14 protein-coding genes are annotated in these 17,927 nt (G+C 49.5%); 6 read left to right on the plus strand and 8 right to left on the minus strand.

The window, feature by feature from the left end; translation table 11 throughout:
- The first annotated feature begins 566 nt into the window (after window positions 1–566).
- Entirely contained in the window at window positions 567–1,370 is an 804-nt protein-coding gene (locus AADEFJLK_RS02325; RefSeq protein WP_103973166.1) for a nucleotidyltransferase domain-containing protein, read from the plus strand.
- Window positions 1,367–2,464, plus strand: a complete 1,098-nt coding sequence (locus AADEFJLK_RS02330; RefSeq protein WP_103973167.1) for a DNA polymerase beta superfamily protein — start codon at window positions 1,367–1,369, stop codon at window positions 2,462–2,464. Before AADEFJLK_RS02325 ends, AADEFJLK_RS02330 begins: the two co-directional genes overlap by 4 nt.
- 19 nt (window positions 2,465–2,483) lie before the next feature.
- On the opposite strand, the gene AADEFJLK_RS02335 is transcribed toward AADEFJLK_RS02330, so the two are convergent.
- From AADEFJLK_RS02335 to AADEFJLK_RS02355, 5 genes are all read right to left on the minus strand, one after another.
- Complete coding sequence (locus AADEFJLK_RS02335; protein WP_103973168.1) at window positions 2,484–4,643, minus strand: zeta toxin family protein; 2,160 nt, start codon at window positions 4,641–4,643, stop codon at window positions 2,484–2,486.
- Between the two features lie 38 nt (window positions 4,644–4,681).
- Window positions 4,682–5,377 carry a sialate O-acetylesterase gene (locus tag AADEFJLK_RS02340; protein WP_103973169.1) on the minus strand — a complete coding sequence of 232 codons (696 nt, stop codon included), beginning with the start codon at window positions 5,375–5,377 and terminating at the stop codon, window positions 4,682–4,684.
- A 125-nt stretch (window positions 5,378–5,502) separates the two neighbouring features.
- On the minus strand, window positions 5,503–6,225 hold the full coding sequence (locus AADEFJLK_RS02345; RefSeq protein WP_103973170.1) for a hypothetical protein: 723 nt from the start codon (window positions 6,223–6,225) through the stop codon (window positions 5,503–5,505).
- A 3-nt stretch (window positions 6,226–6,228) separates the two neighbouring features.
- A complete protein-coding gene (locus tag AADEFJLK_RS02350) occupies window positions 6,229–7,293 on the minus strand; it encodes a GSCFA domain-containing protein (RefSeq protein ID WP_103973171.1) in 1,065 nt (354 codons plus the stop codon).
- Between the two features lie 186 nt (window positions 7,294–7,479).
- Window positions 7,480–8,648 (minus strand): IS3 family transposase gene (locus AADEFJLK_RS02355; protein WP_103973172.1). Its coding sequence is split into 2 segments (ribosomal slippage): window positions 7,480–8,375 and window positions 8,375–8,648, totalling 1,170 coding nucleotides; the frame shifts between segments, so codons are not numbered across the junction.
- Between the two features lie 386 nt (window positions 8,649–9,034).
- Between AADEFJLK_RS02355 and cobO the strand changes: the two genes are divergently transcribed.
- Together cobO and AADEFJLK_RS02370 are read left to right on the plus strand one after the other, a co-directional pair.
- Window positions 9,035–9,571 (plus strand): cob(I)yrinic acid a,c-diamide adenosyltransferase, encoded by a 537-nt coding sequence (gene cobO / locus AADEFJLK_RS02365; protein WP_088619038.1) that lies wholly within the window; start codon window positions 9,035–9,037, stop codon window positions 9,569–9,571.
- Between the two features lie 92 nt (window positions 9,572–9,663).
- Window positions 9,664–10,026 (plus strand): hypothetical protein, encoded by a 363-nt coding sequence (locus AADEFJLK_RS02370; protein ID WP_103973174.1) that lies wholly within the window; start codon window positions 9,664–9,666, stop codon window positions 10,024–10,026.
- A 73-nt stretch (window positions 10,027–10,099) separates the two neighbouring features.
- On the opposite strand, the gene AADEFJLK_RS02375 is transcribed toward AADEFJLK_RS02370, so the two are convergent.
- Entirely contained in the window at window positions 10,100–12,316 is a 2,217-nt protein-coding gene (locus tag AADEFJLK_RS02375; protein WP_103973175.1) for a bifunctional SulP family inorganic anion transporter/carbonic anhydrase, read from the minus strand.
- Between the two features lie 29 nt (window positions 12,317–12,345).
- A complete protein-coding gene (locus AADEFJLK_RS02380) occupies window positions 12,346–13,932 on the minus strand; it encodes a SulP family inorganic anion transporter (RefSeq protein ID WP_103973593.1) in 1,587 nt (528 codons plus the stop codon).
- Between the two features lie 156 nt (window positions 13,933–14,088).
- On the opposite strand from AADEFJLK_RS02380, the gene AADEFJLK_RS02385 reads away from it, so the two are divergent.
- Together AADEFJLK_RS02385 and AADEFJLK_RS02390 are read left to right on the plus strand one after the other, a co-directional pair.
- On the plus strand, window positions 14,089–14,766 hold the full coding sequence (locus AADEFJLK_RS02385) for a response regulator (RefSeq protein WP_088619041.1): 678 nt from the start codon (window positions 14,089–14,091) through the stop codon (window positions 14,764–14,766).
- Window positions 14,753–16,177 carry a sensor histidine kinase N-terminal domain-containing protein gene (locus AADEFJLK_RS02390; protein ID WP_232463790.1) on the plus strand — a complete coding sequence of 475 codons (1,425 nt, stop codon included), beginning with the start codon at window positions 14,753–14,755 and terminating at the stop codon, window positions 16,175–16,177. Before AADEFJLK_RS02385 ends, AADEFJLK_RS02390 begins: the two co-directional genes overlap by 14 nt.
- A 16-nt stretch (window positions 16,178–16,193) precedes the next feature.
- On the opposite strand, the gene AADEFJLK_RS02395 is transcribed toward AADEFJLK_RS02390, so the two are convergent.
- Window positions 16,194–17,504, minus strand: coding sequence for a L,D-transpeptidase family protein (locus AADEFJLK_RS02395; protein WP_103973176.1), 1,311 nt, complete (start codon window positions 17,502–17,504; stop codon window positions 16,194–16,196).
- Window positions 17,505–17,927: the final 423 nt, after the last annotated feature.

Raw genomic sequence — 17,927 nt, forward strand, 5'->3', positions numbered from 1 at the left:
AATCAGTTTATTTTAAACCTTATCTATAATTAGCAACATTTATAACCTTTTGATAGCCACATGAGTAGCTTAACTGACAGATAATTAAGTATCACTCATCACGCTTTATATTGGTTTTATATTGGTTTTATATTGGTTTTATATTGGTTTTATAATAAAAAACTTTTTTTAAGCTGTAAAGAAATAATTTATTTCAATATTTAAGGTTAAAACCACCGGCTTTAGCCGGTTAGCTTTAGCATTAAAGTTCAAAAAAACAACTCGACAGCGCGGGACACAATGTGGGTGGACTTTAGTCATCTGTGTCCCGCGCTAACCCACCTACTTTCAGTAGGTGGTTGTTAAGTTCATTCTGAAACTAAAAACGAGATGTGTTCAAGTTTTTCATAAGTAGCACTTGACCGATAACCATATTAACTGACATATAACAATGAGTTACGGTATAATAACGCAAATAAAGAAAGCGGACTACATAAACCACAGGACTAGGTCTAGCGAACTGAGCCAAACTGCCGCTGATTTATATGAGAAGATGTCCCTTGTCTATTCCAGCCTATCGCACCGCCATGTCCATACCCTTATCCGAACCGCCCGCCTCCGCCTTAATCAAAGCCCGTCTGGCCTCCTTAGCCGCACAACATCAGGTGACTATCCTTTATGCTTGCGAATCGGGTAGCCGGGCTTCGGGCTTTCCGTCACCGGACAGCGATTACGATGTCCGCTTTATCTATGCCCATCCGCAGGATTGGTATTTGGCTTTGGAAGAAGGCCGTGACGTGATTGATTTGCCGTTAGAAGACAGCGCGGCGGGGGTATTGGATTTTGGCGGCTGGGATGTGCGTAAAACCTTACGGCTGGCGCGTAAGGGCAATCCGGTGATCTGGGAGTGGTTGCAGTCACCTACCGTTTATCATGGTTTGGAAGCCGGGTTATTGCAGACCTTAACGGCGACTTTAGCCCCATTTTATTCGCCGATTGCCGCTTGCCACCATTATCTTGCCTTATGCCGTGGCACTATGACGCGTGAACTGACCGACCCGACGGTAAAAATCAAAAAATATTTTTACATGCTCAGGCCGTTGTTAGCGGCGGCATGGATTGAGCGTTATCAAAGCATTCCGCCTATGGCGTTTACGCCGTTACGCGCCTTGCTGGACAATCAGGCGGCTATTCAAGCCAGTATCGACGATTTGCTGGCGCGTAAACACTACACCGACGAACAAATCCCGATTGACCGGATTGCCCTATTGGATGAATTTTTACACGCCGAACTCGCCCGCGTCCAGCAAGCGGCGGCGAAGCTCCCGACCGCCACTGGCGATCCGGCCAATCTGGATAAGCTGTTCAAACAATTCCTGATAAGCCTATGACCCTGAGCATTGCCGACCTGAAACAACAAAACCTTATCGTGCTGGACACGTTAAGCGGTAGCCGCGCCTACGGTTTGGATACTCCGCAATCCGACACCGATTTGCGCGGTGTGTTTATCCTGCCTGCCGAGCGTTATTTTGGGTTTACCTATACCGAGCAAGTGTGTAGTGAACGTAATGACCATGTCTATTACGAACTTGGCAAGTACATGAAGTTGCTGGCCAAGAACAACCCGTCCAGTATCGAGCTGTTGTTCGCGCCTCAAGAAACCATCTTCTACCGACACCCTTTATTGGCGATGATCCGGCCAGACTGCGTGGTGTCGCGTTTATGCCGCGACAGCTTTGCAGGCTACGCCTTAAGCCAAGTCAAACGCGCCAAAGGCCTGAACAAAAAAATCTTCAACCCCATCACAGGCGACCCGCCATGCCCACTGGACTATTGCCATATTATCGGCAGCGACCAAACCTACCCTGCCGAAACGTGGCTGACCCGGCAACATTTGCAGGCAGAGCGCTGTGGGCTAAGCGTTTTGCCGCATGTGCAAGGCGGCTATTGGCTGTTTTATGCCGACGATTGCCAAGAACCTATTCGCTTTAATGGCCTGTTCCGTACCGACAACCCCGCCGCGCCCTCGCAAGATATTTGCCTGTCATCCATCCCCAAAGGCCTTAAACCTAGGGCATGGCTGGTGTTCAATAAAGACGGCTACGCGCGTAGCCTGCGTGATTACCACGAATATCGGCAATGGGAGCAAGAGCGCAACGCAACACGCTATCAAGGCACTCTGGCACACGGTAACGGTTACGATGCCAAAAATATGATGCACACGTTCCGGCTGTTACGCATGGCGCAAGAAATCGCCACCAGCGGCCAACCGCTGGTGCGCCGCCCCGACCGTGCCGAATTGCTGGCGATTAAATCGGGGCAGTTCGATTATGATCTGCTTATGGCAAAAGCCGCCGCCGAACTGGCGGCAATAGATGCAAGCTTCGCCACCAGCACCCTACCCGCTAGCCCTGATAGCGGACAAATCGAAGGCTGGGCGGTGGCGATACGCAAAGCCTGGTATGCGGAACGGGCGTGTGCGTAACCCTACTTTATGCCTGCCCCTAATCCTGTAATCGGGTCATCCAAGGCTCTTGGGCGGACGGGTCAACATGAAACGCCAAGGCTTCGGGTTTATGCAGCAAACCTTCCTCGCCTGAGGCATTGGGGTTAAGTTGGCGTTTTTCGACAAAATCGACCATGCGTCTGGCATTGTAAATCACTAGGACACGGTTGCCGTGGCTGCTGTGGTAAATCTGGTAGGCGACATTGCTTTCATCAAAGCCAGGGTTGCGGCTGATTAAGGCGGCAATGGTGTCGGGGTTGTGGTTGGCGAGGTTTTTTAACACCGAATCCGCATGGTAAAACATGATGTCGCGCAGATGTCCGGCCAAAGATCCGGCGGTTTGGTGGCGGTGTAAGGCACGGACTTGGTCGTCAGTACAGATAAAGCTTTCGGCGACCAGATAATGCTTGTCACGCTCGCCATCATTGGCGAACAACGACAGTTTTGCTAAGGCATGATGCTGTAAGGCGGCCAGAAAAGAACCGGGAGCGCGGATGTGTTTGTCTACCGTCACCACCCACGGCAAGGCGCGGCCGGTTTTAGCGAAGCGGTCTTTAACGCTGCTGATGACTGCGGAGCGCGGCAATTCATCTTCGCGGCCTTCAGGTTTGACAATAAAAGCATCGACGGCGGTGATTTGGGTGTGGAAACCGGCGGTTTTAAAACTATCGATAATATCGGCGTAGCGGGGTTTGTAAGGGATACCGGTACCATCGTATAACAGATTGATCTGTAAGGCTCTGGCGTATTGGGACACGACCCCGCGCAGGCGGTTGGCAAACGGTTCGACAAAGACATAATCGTCGCTGTGGTGGCTGGCGGCGGTCAGTACCGTGTATAAATCGCTGAGCTTGCGGAATTCATCTAATGAAGCGATGACAAAATTCGCGCCGCATTGGGCGGTGGCGATTTCTTCCACGGCAGTCTTGCCGGAACCGGCCCCGCCCATACTCATAAACAGCTTGGGCTGAGCGGCGGGGGTTTTGCCTTCAAAAATCCGTTTGCGGGCGTTTTCCAGTTTTTGGGTCATCCGGCTGACCCGCTCGTAGGCAATCTCCACGCCACGGTACAAGCGCTCGTCACCTTCCGCCGCCTGTAGCAATTCGCTTTTCAAAATTTCGTTATGCGCCAGATTGTAAATTGTCACACCCTCGCCTGCACATTGTTTGATCAGTTCGACCAACTCGGTATGGCCGGGAGCCCGCAGGCCACTCAGGATATTGACATCCAGACAGAATAGCGGCGCCAAGCCTGACGCGGCGATACTGATACCGTCAATTTCGGTGGCATGGGGTGGGCGTAGGGCTTCGGTGTCGGGCAAGTAGTCAATCACCCGCTCGGACAGGCTCAGAGGATAGTCGGCAAATTGCTTGCCGGGCAGAAACAGCTCTTCTCGGATGCTGGACAGCGGCACTAGCCCACCGTTGACCGTCACTAAGCAATCGATGCCATCGGGGGTGCGGTGCGAGAGAAACGGAATACCTAAAACAAACTTTTTATTTTCCGGCCATTTACCATAACCATTAGCACTGTTTTGCAAACAGCGGCTACGCAGAGGGTCTAAGGCTTGCCGAAAGGCTTGGCTAATATCGGCAAGATGGCTGTCTTCGTGGTGCAAAGCCCACGGAGCATTTTTAGCCAATCGCCGAAAATCAATACCTTGTTCATAGACGGCTTTAAAAGCCGGCAATTTACCCAAGGCGACCATAAATAAGTCTAGCGTGATGCGGTTGCCGTAGGTGAAGGGTCTGACGGCACGCATTTTTTGGTAAAACACGCTGAGGCGTTCGGCAATATTGTCGGTTTGGATAACAAAGCCGTTATTGTCAAAAATGGCGGTGTCTTTATTGTCGTCGCCATCTAAAACTAAGCGCTCTATGGTTTCCCGAAACAGTTTACGCTTAGCGGCATCGGGCATGTTGCCCGGCCTGTGGCTGACGGTGGCTTGGTCTTTCCAATCAAAAAAGATTTCCCGATGGATACGCGAGAACAGCTCGGTCAGATAAGTTACCCGTTTGGCTTGGTCTTGCGATACGGTGCTTTCAATTTCGCGTTGTAAGGCGCTTAACAGCACACAGCCTTGGGCTATCGCCAAGGCGGTACGCAATTTTTTCAGTTGCCGATAAGCGGGGATTGAATGGAATGCTATGTTGTTCATGCTGTTATAGAAGTAAAATTCCTTAGCCGTAGAGAACCTTAACTGCCATTTTTCTTAATCAGAGTAATTGCCGCCTGCGCAAACCTTTCGCCCAATGTTTTATAACCCTCATCGGTATAATGCAGCCTATCCATCCCGCCATTAAGGTCATCGGTATCGACCCAAGTGGCGTGGTTATCGGTTTCGGCTATATGGACTTGGGCATTGCGCACTTTCTCCCAATCGCTTTTTTTATCTTGCCGCTTGAAACCAAAATCACTAATGCGTCCCACTATCACATAAAGGTCATCCCGTTGCATATCCTGCTTGAGCTGGCCAATAACTGCGCGTAATTTACTTTCATATTGCTCCCCTTGGCGCTTGTTGGCATCGCTCTCCCCTTGCATCCAAACAAATGTCACCGTATCAAAATGGCCGTCGGCTGAACTGACTTTGACGGTACTTAGCAATCTGTCGTACAAATCGCCTACCTTCGATTGCAGATTCCCTTCAGATGATGCGGAAGGTTTAGTCCAGCGGCTAATCGGTTGTCCGCCTTGGGCATCTTTAATGACAACAACATGATCGTTTGGAAAAGCTTTTTGCAGGGTTGGCGTAAAGGTGTCGTCTGGGTTAAGGCGGGCCATATTTGATTGCCCGGAAAGAATGAACAGGCGGTTTTTATGTAGGGATTGATTTGCCATGGACACACCGCCCCAAAACAACATAGACCCCATGACTATTGCTTTCATCATAACTTTATGACCCCACTGTTACAGTGATTAGGTTACCTTGAGGAATCGGACTGACTATCAGCAAGCCATAACCCATTCGACATTTCATGCCGTCGGCAACTGGTATAAAAGGCCAGAAACCCTAATCAGCTTTTCGATTGTAAAAATTTAAGGACTTCATGGATCATCAATACACCAAACTCTTCGTTGCCATGCAACATATCCGTTTCTGATCTCCCCCTGAATTGGTCGAGCATAAATCCTTCTTCATCATAACACTCCTTGGGTACTTCTATAATAGCTATATCTTTTGACGATAACCATTCTTTGATGAGGTTTTTATAAAAGGTGTCGATATACATAACGGTTTCTGGGGGCACCTTAGACAGTATCTTATGGTGTCTAAACGGCCTAGGCGCTTCAACAACAAACAGCTTAACACCTACGCGTTGCAACAATTCAAGCAATTGGATAGTATAAGCCTGTTCTTGGAAAACCGCTTGCTTCAACAATGCTGTTGACACGGGAATTAAGCCCTGATCCCCGTCAGCTTTGTCTGCAAAAGGTGTGAAACCAGGCCAATAGTTTTGCTTCCGCCATAAATTGCTCGCATGTAACGGTGCGCACAAGCCATAGTAGTCATAGTGGCCTTCTTCTGCCGTAACCGGCAAGTTCTTTACATATTTTTGATAGATAAGTTCAGCGCGGTCACCCCGATCAACAAAGTAGGGGACAAGCAAATTATTAGCCCCATCTATCCTTGTTATTTTCATTTCCTGTGCTGTAGGCCAATTTTCTTGGGCGATTAAAATATCCAAACCTTTTTTCAATGCGCCGGCATGCGAATCGCCTGTAATCATCGTTTTCATAGATTAATCCCCAAAAACAGCCAATAATTCTTCATCACAGCGCACGTCATCCTCATCCCTCGTGTCAGCCTGCTTAGCTTTGTTGACATCAAGATTTTTGGGCTTTTGCTTTTTTTGATGTTCTTTAAAGAATTGCTTCATAACGTAGTCAACGCCATAACCAGATACCGTTCTCATATCAGGATTATAAAATTGTCCGCGCATAACCGGGGAAGAAATAATCTCATAAGAAGGAAAGTAATCCACAAAACGATATTGCTTTTCGAGAAAACCGGCAGCGGCACGCAATACTGATTTAGAATACATCGTTGCGACAACCACTTGCTCATCAGTGGCTGTCGCCATCAACGGAACGGGGGAAACGGTCAGAATGAAACGCATTTTTTTATTAACGCGGCGAACCATTTTCAAAAAGTTAGTCATGTCCTCAACAACATCTTCATAGGACAAATTCACCAACTGGTATTTGTTAGGGTCATACACGCCCCCGGAAACACCGGGCGCTATCGGATATACCGAACCATCTTGTGTAGACACCCAAACTTCTGTTAGCCCTAACGTAAAAATAAAAACCTGCGCTTCTTGAAATAGTTTTCTGACACACTGCAAATGATAATCCCTATGAACAGTGAGCTCTTCTATGCTAACGAAAGGTGTTGGTTCAATCGTTGGCCGGAAAGGGTCAACATAGCCACCCTCTTTAGGCCAAGCATTTTCTTCAGGCACAAATTCACCAAACGCCCGTTGAAACAACTGTAGCAATTGCCTGGAACTGTACACATTTCCATAACGTGCCGAATACATTCCATAACCGAAATCAAGATGGCTTGCTTTATCCAAAAATGGCGGGGCAGGTTCCACGTCCATAAAGTTAAATCCTTGATCTTTTAGCTGGTTGCCGATATGTTGGGCAAAACAACTACCTGATGCCGCAATAAGCTGATTTGCAATAGGAAACTTTTTCGAATACCAGCCTTTTATATCCAAAGGATATTGGTCGCTAACCGTTTTTTTCCAAAAAGCTTTATCTGGCTGTTCTTTATAAGGATGTTTGGGACTCGCGTTCATAGACTGTTTCTCTTACAAATTTAAAAAGAAAGGGGGGAGATTAATCGTCTTGCCCAAAAAATTATGTCATTTAGCGACAGGCATTATAACTAATACTTCGGAAAATTTTTGAAAATAGAAGAAAATATAATTTCAGCCCTCTCATGATAAAGAAGTAAGGTACTCCCCATTGTCTAGACCAAAATCTCATAAGATTAAGATAGAAGCCGGTTGATAAAAATGGGTTGTTTCATCTTTTTCATAACGCCTGGCTAAATACACGTCAGCGGGTGTCCGATAGCCCAATGATTGATGTAGCCGTTCATGATTGTAAAAGTGGAAGAAATCCCTCAGTCCTACCCACGTTTCCTGGACGGTATGCCTATCCTGCAAGTACACATGCTCATACTTGACCGTCCGCCAGAGCCGCTCGACAAAAATATTGTCCAATGCCCGACCACGCCCGTCCATGCTGACCTTTATGCCTTTGTCCAGCAGCGGCTGGGTAAAACGGGGCGTGGTGAACTGCGAACCTTGGTCGGTGTTGAAGATGTCGCATTGCTGGCGTTCGGTTATATTGCCGACGGCTTCAATGCAGAAATCCGCATCCAAGGTGGTACTCAACGCCCAGCCCAGGACGTACCGGCTGTACCAGTCAATCACCGCCATCAGGTAGACAAAGCCTGATGCCAGCCGGATATAGGTGATATCGGTGCTCCACACTTGGTCGCAACGGTCAATCACCAGTCCGCGCAACAGGTAGGGGTAGACTTTATGTTCCGGGTTCCGCTGGCTGGTGTTGGGTTTCTGGTACACCGCCTCCAGCCCCATCTTCCGCAGCAAACGCCTGACCCGCTTGGCGTTCACCACATGACCCAGGTTGCGCAAATGCGCCACCATTTTCAATACCCCATAACAGGGTGTCCGGGTGTATTGTTCGTCCAACAGCCGCATCAGCGCCAGGTTTTCCTGGTTTTCACCCGCTGGTTGGTAGTACAGGGACGAACGGTTAATGCCCAGTAGGTGGCATTGCTGCCGAACACTGAACTGTGGGTCTTGCGGGTCAATCCCTGGTTGCCTTGCCGCTAATGGCTGGCCGAGGACTTTTTTTTCAGCCAGTCCCGTTCGGCGATGAGCTGGCCTATCTGACGGTGCAGCTCGTCAATGTCCTGTTGCTGGTTGTCCCGTGCCTTTTCCTTTTTGCCGCTGAAGGCTTCCGGGATCACCGCCAACGCCTGCTTTTTCCAGAGGTTGATCTGGGTGGCGTGGACACCGTATTCGCTGGTCAGTTCGTTAACCGTTTTTTGTTGGCGGATCGCCTCAACGGCCACTTTGGCTTTAAATTCCGTTGTGTGGTTCTTGCGTACATTTGCCATAGTTTAGTTTGCCTTTTTGGGTAAGGCTTTCTATCTTAACTGCTGGTCTAAAATATGGGGAGTATCATAAAGAGACCCATGCCGCTACTGGATACAATTTTAGGAAAAGTATCCACGCTGTCCAAACCGCAAAAAATGTTCAGTGCGCTGCTGGTTTGCCGGATGGGTTTTCGGGGCAGAGCCAGCTGCACCGCAAACTTGGCACACTGCCTGTCTAAAAAAGCCTGCCGCCGTTGGTTCCCTTCCCGCTTCAAAACGGGTTTTATGAAAAACTTGATGATCGGGCCTTAATAAAAATCTAAAACCACACAGAATATGATAACTTTACCATGATTGAAAGTGCCTGATGCGTTAAAATGGCGGCATAACCAACTAAGGGAACAATGATGAAATCCAGAGACAGACGGCAAGGGGTGGTATTGGTCAATACCGGAGAAGGTAAAGGCAAGTCCTCCAGTGCCTTAGGCATGGTGTTCCGGGCTGCCGGGTGGGATATGAAAGTCTGTGTCATCCAATACATTAAAGGCCAATGGCAAACCGGCGAACAAAAAGCCGCCGCCCGTTTTGACAATATCGAATGGCACGCCTTAGGCGACGGTTTCACCTGGGATACCAAAAATCCTGAGCAAGACATTAAGACCAGTCGGGCGATATGGGAATTTAGCCAAGAGAAAATCCTCTCGCAAGCGTTTGATGTCGTGCTATTGGACGAAATTAACTACTGCTGCGGCTATAACTGGATTTCCGGGCAAGAAATTGCCGATTTTATCCGTGACCATAAGCCGCCTTGGATGCACCTGATTTTGACCGGACGCAATGCCGCCCCCGAAGTGTTGGCCATAGCGCATACTGTCACCGAGATGGGCAAGGTTAAACATGCTTATGAGCAAGGCATTAAAGCCGAACAAGGCATTGAGTTTTAAGCTTCACGGCATATCCCCGCAGGTTATGCCTAACCTTGTCGGTAACACGACATCCCTATTCCAACACAGAAAATAATAACGAGGAAACACCCATGTCTGAGACGATGAAAGTTATGTTGGCCGTTGCCGCCGTATTTGCTGCCGGGTTCATTATGGTCGGCACCAATAAGCAACAGTCCAAAGAAGAAATGGAAGCGGCATCTATGATCAGGAATTACGTTGCCATCCAAACCATGGCCAGCCAAAAATGTCCGGTGGAAATCAAAAAAGCCACAGGGGAACAAGTGTTTTTCCCTTCCGAAACTGTCAGCGATAAAGAAACATACATTACCTTGAAATGGGTCGGGGAAAACAGCAAAACCGGCGGCTTTAAAACCGCCAGTTGCACCTTAAAAGCCTCCTTAGGCGGCATTTCTGAATTGCTTATCGACGACAAAGCCATTATCAAAAAATAATCCTGCACAAAATCAGCGTATCCGCAGGCCTTGCCGCTTGAGACAAGCGGCAAGGCCTAGCCGGACAGAGGCACTACCCGTTAAGCCCATCACCCTCATAAAACTGCACTTTTCCGGTTTCAATATCATACATACCCCCGACAATACCCAATTCGCCACTGGCCAGCATCCCGTTCAATAAAGGGCTACGCGCTTTAATTTGCGCGACCGTCAATAATACGCTTTTATCGGCGACTTGCTGCACCAAGTCAGGGTCGGCGGCACTGACTGTACGGCCTGTTTCGGCACTGACCGCCGTCACGGCGGGTTGGATTTTTGCCAATAAGCCCGTCAAATGGTCAAGCTGGACGTGGTCGCACGCGCCTTTAATCGCCCCGCAATGCGAATGCCCTAACACTACAATCAGTTTCGATCCGGCGATTTTACAGGCATATTCCATACTGCCGAGAATATCGTCGTTAATGACATTACCCGCCACCCGGGTGCTGAAAATATCGCCCAAGCCTTGATCGAAAATCAATTCGACCGAAGTGCGCGAATCCATGCAGCTTAAGATGATGGCAATAGGGAACTGCCCTTGACGGGTATCATTAACCTGCTCCAGCAAATTGCGGTTGGATGCCAGATTATTGACAAAATGCTCGTTGCCTTCTTTTAATATCGCCAATACCTGAGCGGGTGTTAAGGCTTGTTGGTCATTATAGGTAGTCGGCCCTGCGTTAGTCACTGGCGGCAATGAGCCGTAACCGCGCAGGTTTTGCAACGTCAAGCCGATATGCCGGAGCGGGGCTTCTTGCCGGAACCGCTCAAGAATTTCGTAGACATCATAATCAATGTATTTTGAGCGCGTCGCATCAATGACCACTTGTGAATGGGCAGGCAAGGCTTGCAAGGTTTTTTGGATATTGGCTTTGTTCAAAAATGAGACATGTTCAGACAGACGCAGGATAGTTTTGTTACCGACGCGCATTTTCTGGAAATAAAACGAGTTTTTATGGTTTTCCAGTAAAATCGACACTAACGCGATAACCAGGCCAATCGCTAACCCGATTAAAATATCGGTCAACACCATGCCGATAATCGTCGCACAAAAGGGGATAAAATGATAAAGCCCAGCTTGATACATGTCTTTGACCGTTTGCGGACGGGCCATTTTGTAGGAAACCACCAGCAAAATGGCCGCCAAACACGCCAACGGAATTTTGTGTAACAGCGTCGGGATTAAGATGACAGTCAGTAACAGCAACACCCCTTGAATAAAGGCCGATACCCGCGATTTCGCCCCTAATTGAACATTGAACGAACTGCGCACAACGACCTGGGTCATGGGTAAGCCACCTAACAACGCGGCACTGATATTGCCGATCCCCTGCACCATCAATTCCCGGTTAGAGGGGGTCGAACGCCTGTAGGCATCGAGCTTGTCTATCGCTTCGACCGCCAACAAGGTCTCCAAGCTTGCTACTATCGCCAACGTCACCGCCGCCTTATAGACATTCGCTTGCCGGAAAGCGCCAAAATCAGGGGCATTCAGTTGGCTGATAAAATCGCCGAGCGTGTTCATCATCGGTAAAACCACCAGATGCCCGCCCGTTAACGCCCACTCTGGCCGATAAACCAACAGCCCTTGATTAAGGCCAATAGCGACAATAATGGCGACCAGCACTCTCGGCATCCATTGGCAAAAATGGTAACGCTGCATAAAGGGCCGTTCCCAAAGGATCAGTATAAGCAGCGACACTAAAGCAATGACCATAGCCGTCGGTGACGTAGATTCCCACATGTGCAGCAATTCGCTGAACGACGAATAGCTGTCACTTTGGACAAAACGGAAATCCCCTTCATAATCGCGGTCATAACCGACCGCATGGGGGATTTGTTTCAGGAACAAGATAATGCCGATACCCGACAACATGCCGCTGATTACCGAACTCGGAAAATACCCCGAAATGCCCCCAGCCTTAACCAGCCCCATAAGGATTTGTAAGCATCCGGCAATAATGACCGCCAACAAAAATGCATGAAAGCCCAGCTCTTCAATAGATGACAAGACCAGCACCGCCAAGCCTGCCGCCGGACCGCTGATGCCCAATGCCGATTTGCTTAATGGGGCAACCAACAGCCCACCGATAATGCCGGTAATCAGGCCAGAAAAAAGCGGTGCGCCGGACGCTAAGGCTATGCCTAAAGAGAGCGGCAGCGCGACCAAAAAGACCGCAATCCCGGCAGAAACATCGTCTTTTAAATGCGCCCAAATAGAATGGGGGCGGGTTAAGTGTGGGTCAGTCATTGGGTAAAATCCTAGGGTTACTTAGCGGGTCAGCCTTTAATGACAATCGCTTGGTGCTGGTGTATTTTTTCTTTGCCATATAAGTCTATGATCTCGACGCTAATACCGTCATCCGGCGCAGTGGCCAAAAAATTATTTAAAATTTCCATAATATCATGATCAATAAAGCCGGCTTTACGCGCATCAAGCATCACCGTGCTATTGGCCGGAATCCGCAAAATCAACTTTCTGAGCAAGGCCTTATTTAAAAATGACACGTCTTTATTAAACATCAGGGTAAGGTGTGTACCTTCCTGAATGAGGGTAATGGCAGCATGATAATTGGCTTTCATAACAAAAAACAAGCCAATAACCATGCCGATAGCCATACCTGCCAATAAATCCGTGCTTAAAATGGCCAGCACTGTGATCACAAAAGGCAAAAACTGATTCATGCCTTTGCGGTAAAATTGCCTGAACAGACGGGGATTCGCCAGCTTATAACCGGTATGCAGCAAAATGGCCGACAAACAAGCCAAAGGGATGCCGTTCAGATATTCCGCCAAAAACACGACGCTTAATAATAAGAGCAAGCCATGGGAAAAGCAGGCGATACGGGTTTTACCGCCCGCATTAATATTCGCGGCACTGCGGACGATGACCGCCGTAATCGGCAAGCCCCCCAATAAGCCGCTGAGGATATTGCCGACCCCTTGCGCTTTCAGCTCACGGTTAGTGGGGGCCAAACGTTTTAATGGATCCAGCTTATCTGTCGCTTCCAGGCTCAACAGCGTTTCCAAACTGGCAATCACCGCGATAGTCGCCGCCGTGACGTAAAGTTGCGGATTAGACAAATGCGCCAAATAGCCACTATTTGGCAGGGTGAAATAACTGAGAAAATCACCAGGACTTGCCGACACCGGCAAATTAACCAGATGTTTGGCGCTGACCGCCCATTCAGGGGCAAAGCGTGTACAGATAAGCTGATAAGCCACCCCCCAGACCACCGCCATTAAAGGCCCAGGAATACGCGCTAATAGGGGCAAACGTTTTAAGGCAGGCAATCCCCAAACAATTAACAAGACTAAGGCCACTGTGCTGATAATGACCGCTCCCGGCGAAATACCGTTTAAGGCGCTGAAAACATCCAAAAAGCTGGCCTGGGCAGTCTCGTCCATATAGCTTTCATCGCCCTCATAATGGCTATCGTAACCGGTAGCGTGGGGTATTTGTTTAATAATCAAAATCAGGCCGATAGCCGCCAACATACCTTCGATAACTGCTGCCGGAAAAAATGCCCCGATAATCCCGGCTCTTAAGTACCCCAAAGCAAGCTGCATCATCCCCGCCAAAATACAGGCCACCAGCAAAGCCTGAAAACTGCCTAAAGTTTGGATGGCGGTCATGACGATGACGGTAAGCCCCGCTGCGGGTCCGGAAACGCATAATTGCGAACCGCTTAACCAAGATACGACTAAGCCGCCGACCATGCCGGCAATCAGTCCAGAAAATAACGGTGCACCCGATGCTAAGGCGATACCCAAGCACAAGGGTAAGGCCACCAAAAACACGACCAGTCCGGCCGGCAGGTCGCTTTTTAAATGCTGTAGGTAATACGCGGCGTGTTTATGTATCATGTTATCCATCCTTAAACTTAAGGCTAGCGTTGGCTATCTTTACTCATTCTCCGTCGGGTTTTTTATGCGCACTCAAGCAGTCACCACATATCCGTTCCGGTTAAGTCTTATCTTAATGGCCCAACCTTTCATAAACCTTTCAGCAGTCCATTGCTCATGAATATTTTATTGATAGAAGATGATGCTGTTTTAGCCGATGGTTTATTACATACCTTGGCCGGCAGCGGCTACTGTGTCAGCACCGCCGCGACGGCGCGGCTGGCCGAGCAATTGGTTGACAGCCAAGATTTTGACCTGATTGTGATGGATTTGGGTTTGCCTGATGTGGACGGCTTGCAATTGCTGCGGCGCTTCCGCCACCGGAAGCTGTCCTTGCCCATCATTATTTTGACCGCCCGCGATAGCGTCAACGACCGGATTGACGGCATTGAACAGGGCGCTGATGATTATTTGACCAAACCCTTCGAACTGCGCGAATTGGAAGCCCGCATCCAAGCCTTGATACGCCGCTGCTATGGCGGCTTTGACCACCACATCCGTATTGGCCAACTGACGTTGGACACCCAGAAGCAAACGATTCTGGCCGATAACCAACCCTTCCTTTTATCGGCGCGTGAATATGGGGTATTGGAGATTTTGCTGATACAAGCCGGAAAAGTGGTCGGAAAGGATCGGCTTGCCCAACGTTTGTCGCACGATGCCGAAGGCATCAGCGACAACGCCATTGAAATTAATATCCATAGGCTACGCAAACATATCGGGCCTTATGGTGTGGCCATCCGCACCGTGCGCGGTTTGGGTTATTTGCTGGAGGCCAGCCATGACGGCGCTTAAACTGCAAAAAACCAAAAGCCTGAAAACCAAAATCCTGTTCCGTTTGGTTATCCCGCTGATTGTTTTTGTCGTGGTCGATACCGTACTGTCGTATTTTGTCACCGTGCATTATGTCGATCAGGCTTATGACCGTTGGCTGTTGGATTCGGCACGTTCTTTAGGGCAAGAAATTAAAATCAAACACAATAAAATCGTCGTCGAATTGCCGCCTGAAGCGCTGGAAATCATCAAATGGGACGAACAGGACGAAACGTATTTTAAAATCGTCTCCAGCGAAGGGGAAACATTGGCAGGTGACCCGCAAGTTCCCGAACCCTTAACGGCACCTATTGATTGGTCGCGGCAGGTGTATTTTAACGCCACGCTGTATGGCGAACCGGTGCGTATTGTATCGATGCGCATCCGTTTTCTTGACAACCCCGGGCAAGTGTTTATCCATGTCGCGGAAACCCTCAACAAACGCCGCGCCATGATGATGGATATTTTATTGGCGGATTTAATCCCGCAATTGGTGTTTGTTATCGTCACCGCCATGTATTTGCTGTCAGGTTTAAAGCGGGGTCTACAACCGCTGCACACCTTAGCCGACCATATTGCCGGCCGCCCATCACGCGATTTAAGCCCTATACCGGAAAGCCACGTTTTTCTGGAAGTGCGGACATTAACCGACACCATCAATGCGCTTTTGGCGCAATTGACCTTGGCGATTGCTACCCAGCAACGCTTTATTGCCAATGCCGCCCACCAATTACGCACCCCGCTGGCGGGTTTAAAAATACAGGCGGAACGGGCGTTGCGTGAGCAAGACATTGCCGCCATGCAGCCTGCCTTAATGCAGGTGCAAAGCAGTGCCGACCGCATGTCTCATTTGACTGCGCAGCTTTTGGTGTTGGCCCGTTCGGAACCGATTAGTGGTGGCCATGAGTTACGCATAGTCGATTTATGTGCTTTAGCTAAAACCACCTGTATGGATTGGGTGCCTAAGGCCTTGCAAAATAAAATGGAATTGAGTTTTGACGGCCAAGAAGACAGCCTGTGGGTACAGGGGGATGAGGTGTTGTTACGCGAATTGCTGGCTAACTTATTGGATAACGCACTCACCTATGGCCGCCCCCAAGGTAGCGTTGTGGTGAGCTTAGAGGCTAGCCCCGACATTTGCCTGAGCGTGACCGATAACGGCCCTGGCATACCCGATACTGAATTAGCGAAAGTGTCCGAACGCTTTTACCGTATTCCGGGCAGCCCCGGCAACGGTTGCGGCCTAGGGCTGGCAATTGTTAAAGAAATTGCCGACTTGCACAATGCGCAGTTGACCTTAAGCGGTACCGAAGGGACATGCGTCCGCTTGTTGTTTACTGGTGGCAGACAGGCTTGGAAAATGCCTAAAAACAACACGTCCAAGCCCTCTTAATGCTGCCGCGCCAACATCAAGACCCGTGATGATAGCCGCCGGGTGAGCCTTTACGCGCTGGAGCCGGTTTAATAGCCGCTACTTTGGTGGCGGCTTTGGCTTTTGGCGCGGCCGCCACCGCTTTAGCCGGGGCTTTGCTGGAGTTGGCTTTAGCGGTGACGGTTTTGCCTTTTACCGATTTGGCGGCGACAGGCAGTGCGTCTATCGGTTTGCCTGCGGCCTTTTTCAGCACTTTTTTATCCGCTTTAGCCAACACGGGCTTGGCAAGATCGGGTTTAGCTTTTACAGGTAACGGCTTGGCGGGTGCGGAAAAAGCGGCTTTGACAGGTTTAACGGGCAAAATAGGCGCCGCTGTCGGCGGTACTGCTGGGGTGGCTTCTTCCAATGGCGGCAAACGTTCGTACAGGGCTACCGGATCGCCGTCCAATTTCGTCAAGGCCTCATTCAAGATGGTTTGGTCGAAATCGGGGATTTCATTGTTGTTGGCTTTTTGGATCAACTGCAAGGCCACCGCATAGCGTTGGTCTTGGGTCATCTCTTCGCCTTCCAAATCAGGGTGCGCTTCGATGTATAGGACGTTATCCAACCAGCCGACCTTAATTGGCTGTTTGACCATATAAACTGGCGTACCTACATCGACCGTTTTGTATAATTCCGCAATATCTTCCGGGTACATCCGTACACAGCCGTGGGTAATCTGCATCCCGATACCGTAAATTTTGTCGATGTCGGTACCGTGGATACGGTATTCGCCCGGTAAATTTAGATACAGCGCGAAAGCGCCCAGCGGATTATGTGGCCCGGCGGGGACAATTTCAGGCAAGGGATCACCATTAGCGGCATGTTCGCGGCGGATGGACTCCGGCGGATGCCAAACCGGGTCTTTAACCTTACGCGCAATGCTGGTTTTGCCTAACGGCGTTTTCCAGTCTTGCCGCCCGATACCATGGGCAAACGACATGACGACACCCGGCTGGTTAGGCGGATAATAGTACATGCGGTATTCGGAAATATTTAAGGTAATGCCTTCATGCGGGGTATCCGGCAAAATCCGTCGGTTAGAAACACGGACAATCTCACCTTTTTTAACACGCCAGCGGTCTACGTCTTGGTTTAATCTGACGATTTCCATCTGACCCAACAGAAATTGTCGGGCGACATCCAGCAGCGTTTCATCTTGTTCGGCGCGGGTCAACGGCATTCCATCAGGATATTGGGTAATGACCCGGTCACCAGGCGTCGGCGGCATGTTGTAGGTGGTTGCATAAGTATTGCCAACAGCGACGGAAAGCAATAACGTACTGGCAAAAAGTGTGCATATTTTCATCAAGATAGTTTCTCAAGTGGGTAAGTAAAGATAAACTCAGGCGGGTGGCGGAAGGAGCCTGGGTTGTTTTATAAAGGCGTGAAAAGCCGTTGAAAAGCGTTAGCTGATTGAAGGGCTTAAATTTTATCATGAGCTATCATATTTAACCATGCCCGTTCTGGCCGATAGGGCGGGTTTTCGCCACAAAATCAGCCTCAAAGCCATAAGGCAAAACAAACATTCATTTTGGTATGCGCTATAATCGCTTATCATCACTGACGTTACGCAGTAACGTGCTTTACTCCCGTTTGCCGCGCCGAGCATCGCAGGTTTTGTCGGGATCAGCCCGAAGGGGCGCGGCAAGGATGCCGCGCGTCGGCAGGTGGGCAGGAGCCCACTCTGCCGACCCCCGACAAAACCGAGAAGCGCAGGATCAAGCGGCAA

It is taken from the genome of Methylovulum psychrotolerans (genome assembly GCF_002923755.1).
GTDB lineage: Bacteria > Pseudomonadota > Gammaproteobacteria > Methylococcales > Methylomonadaceae > Methylovulum > Methylovulum psychrotolerans.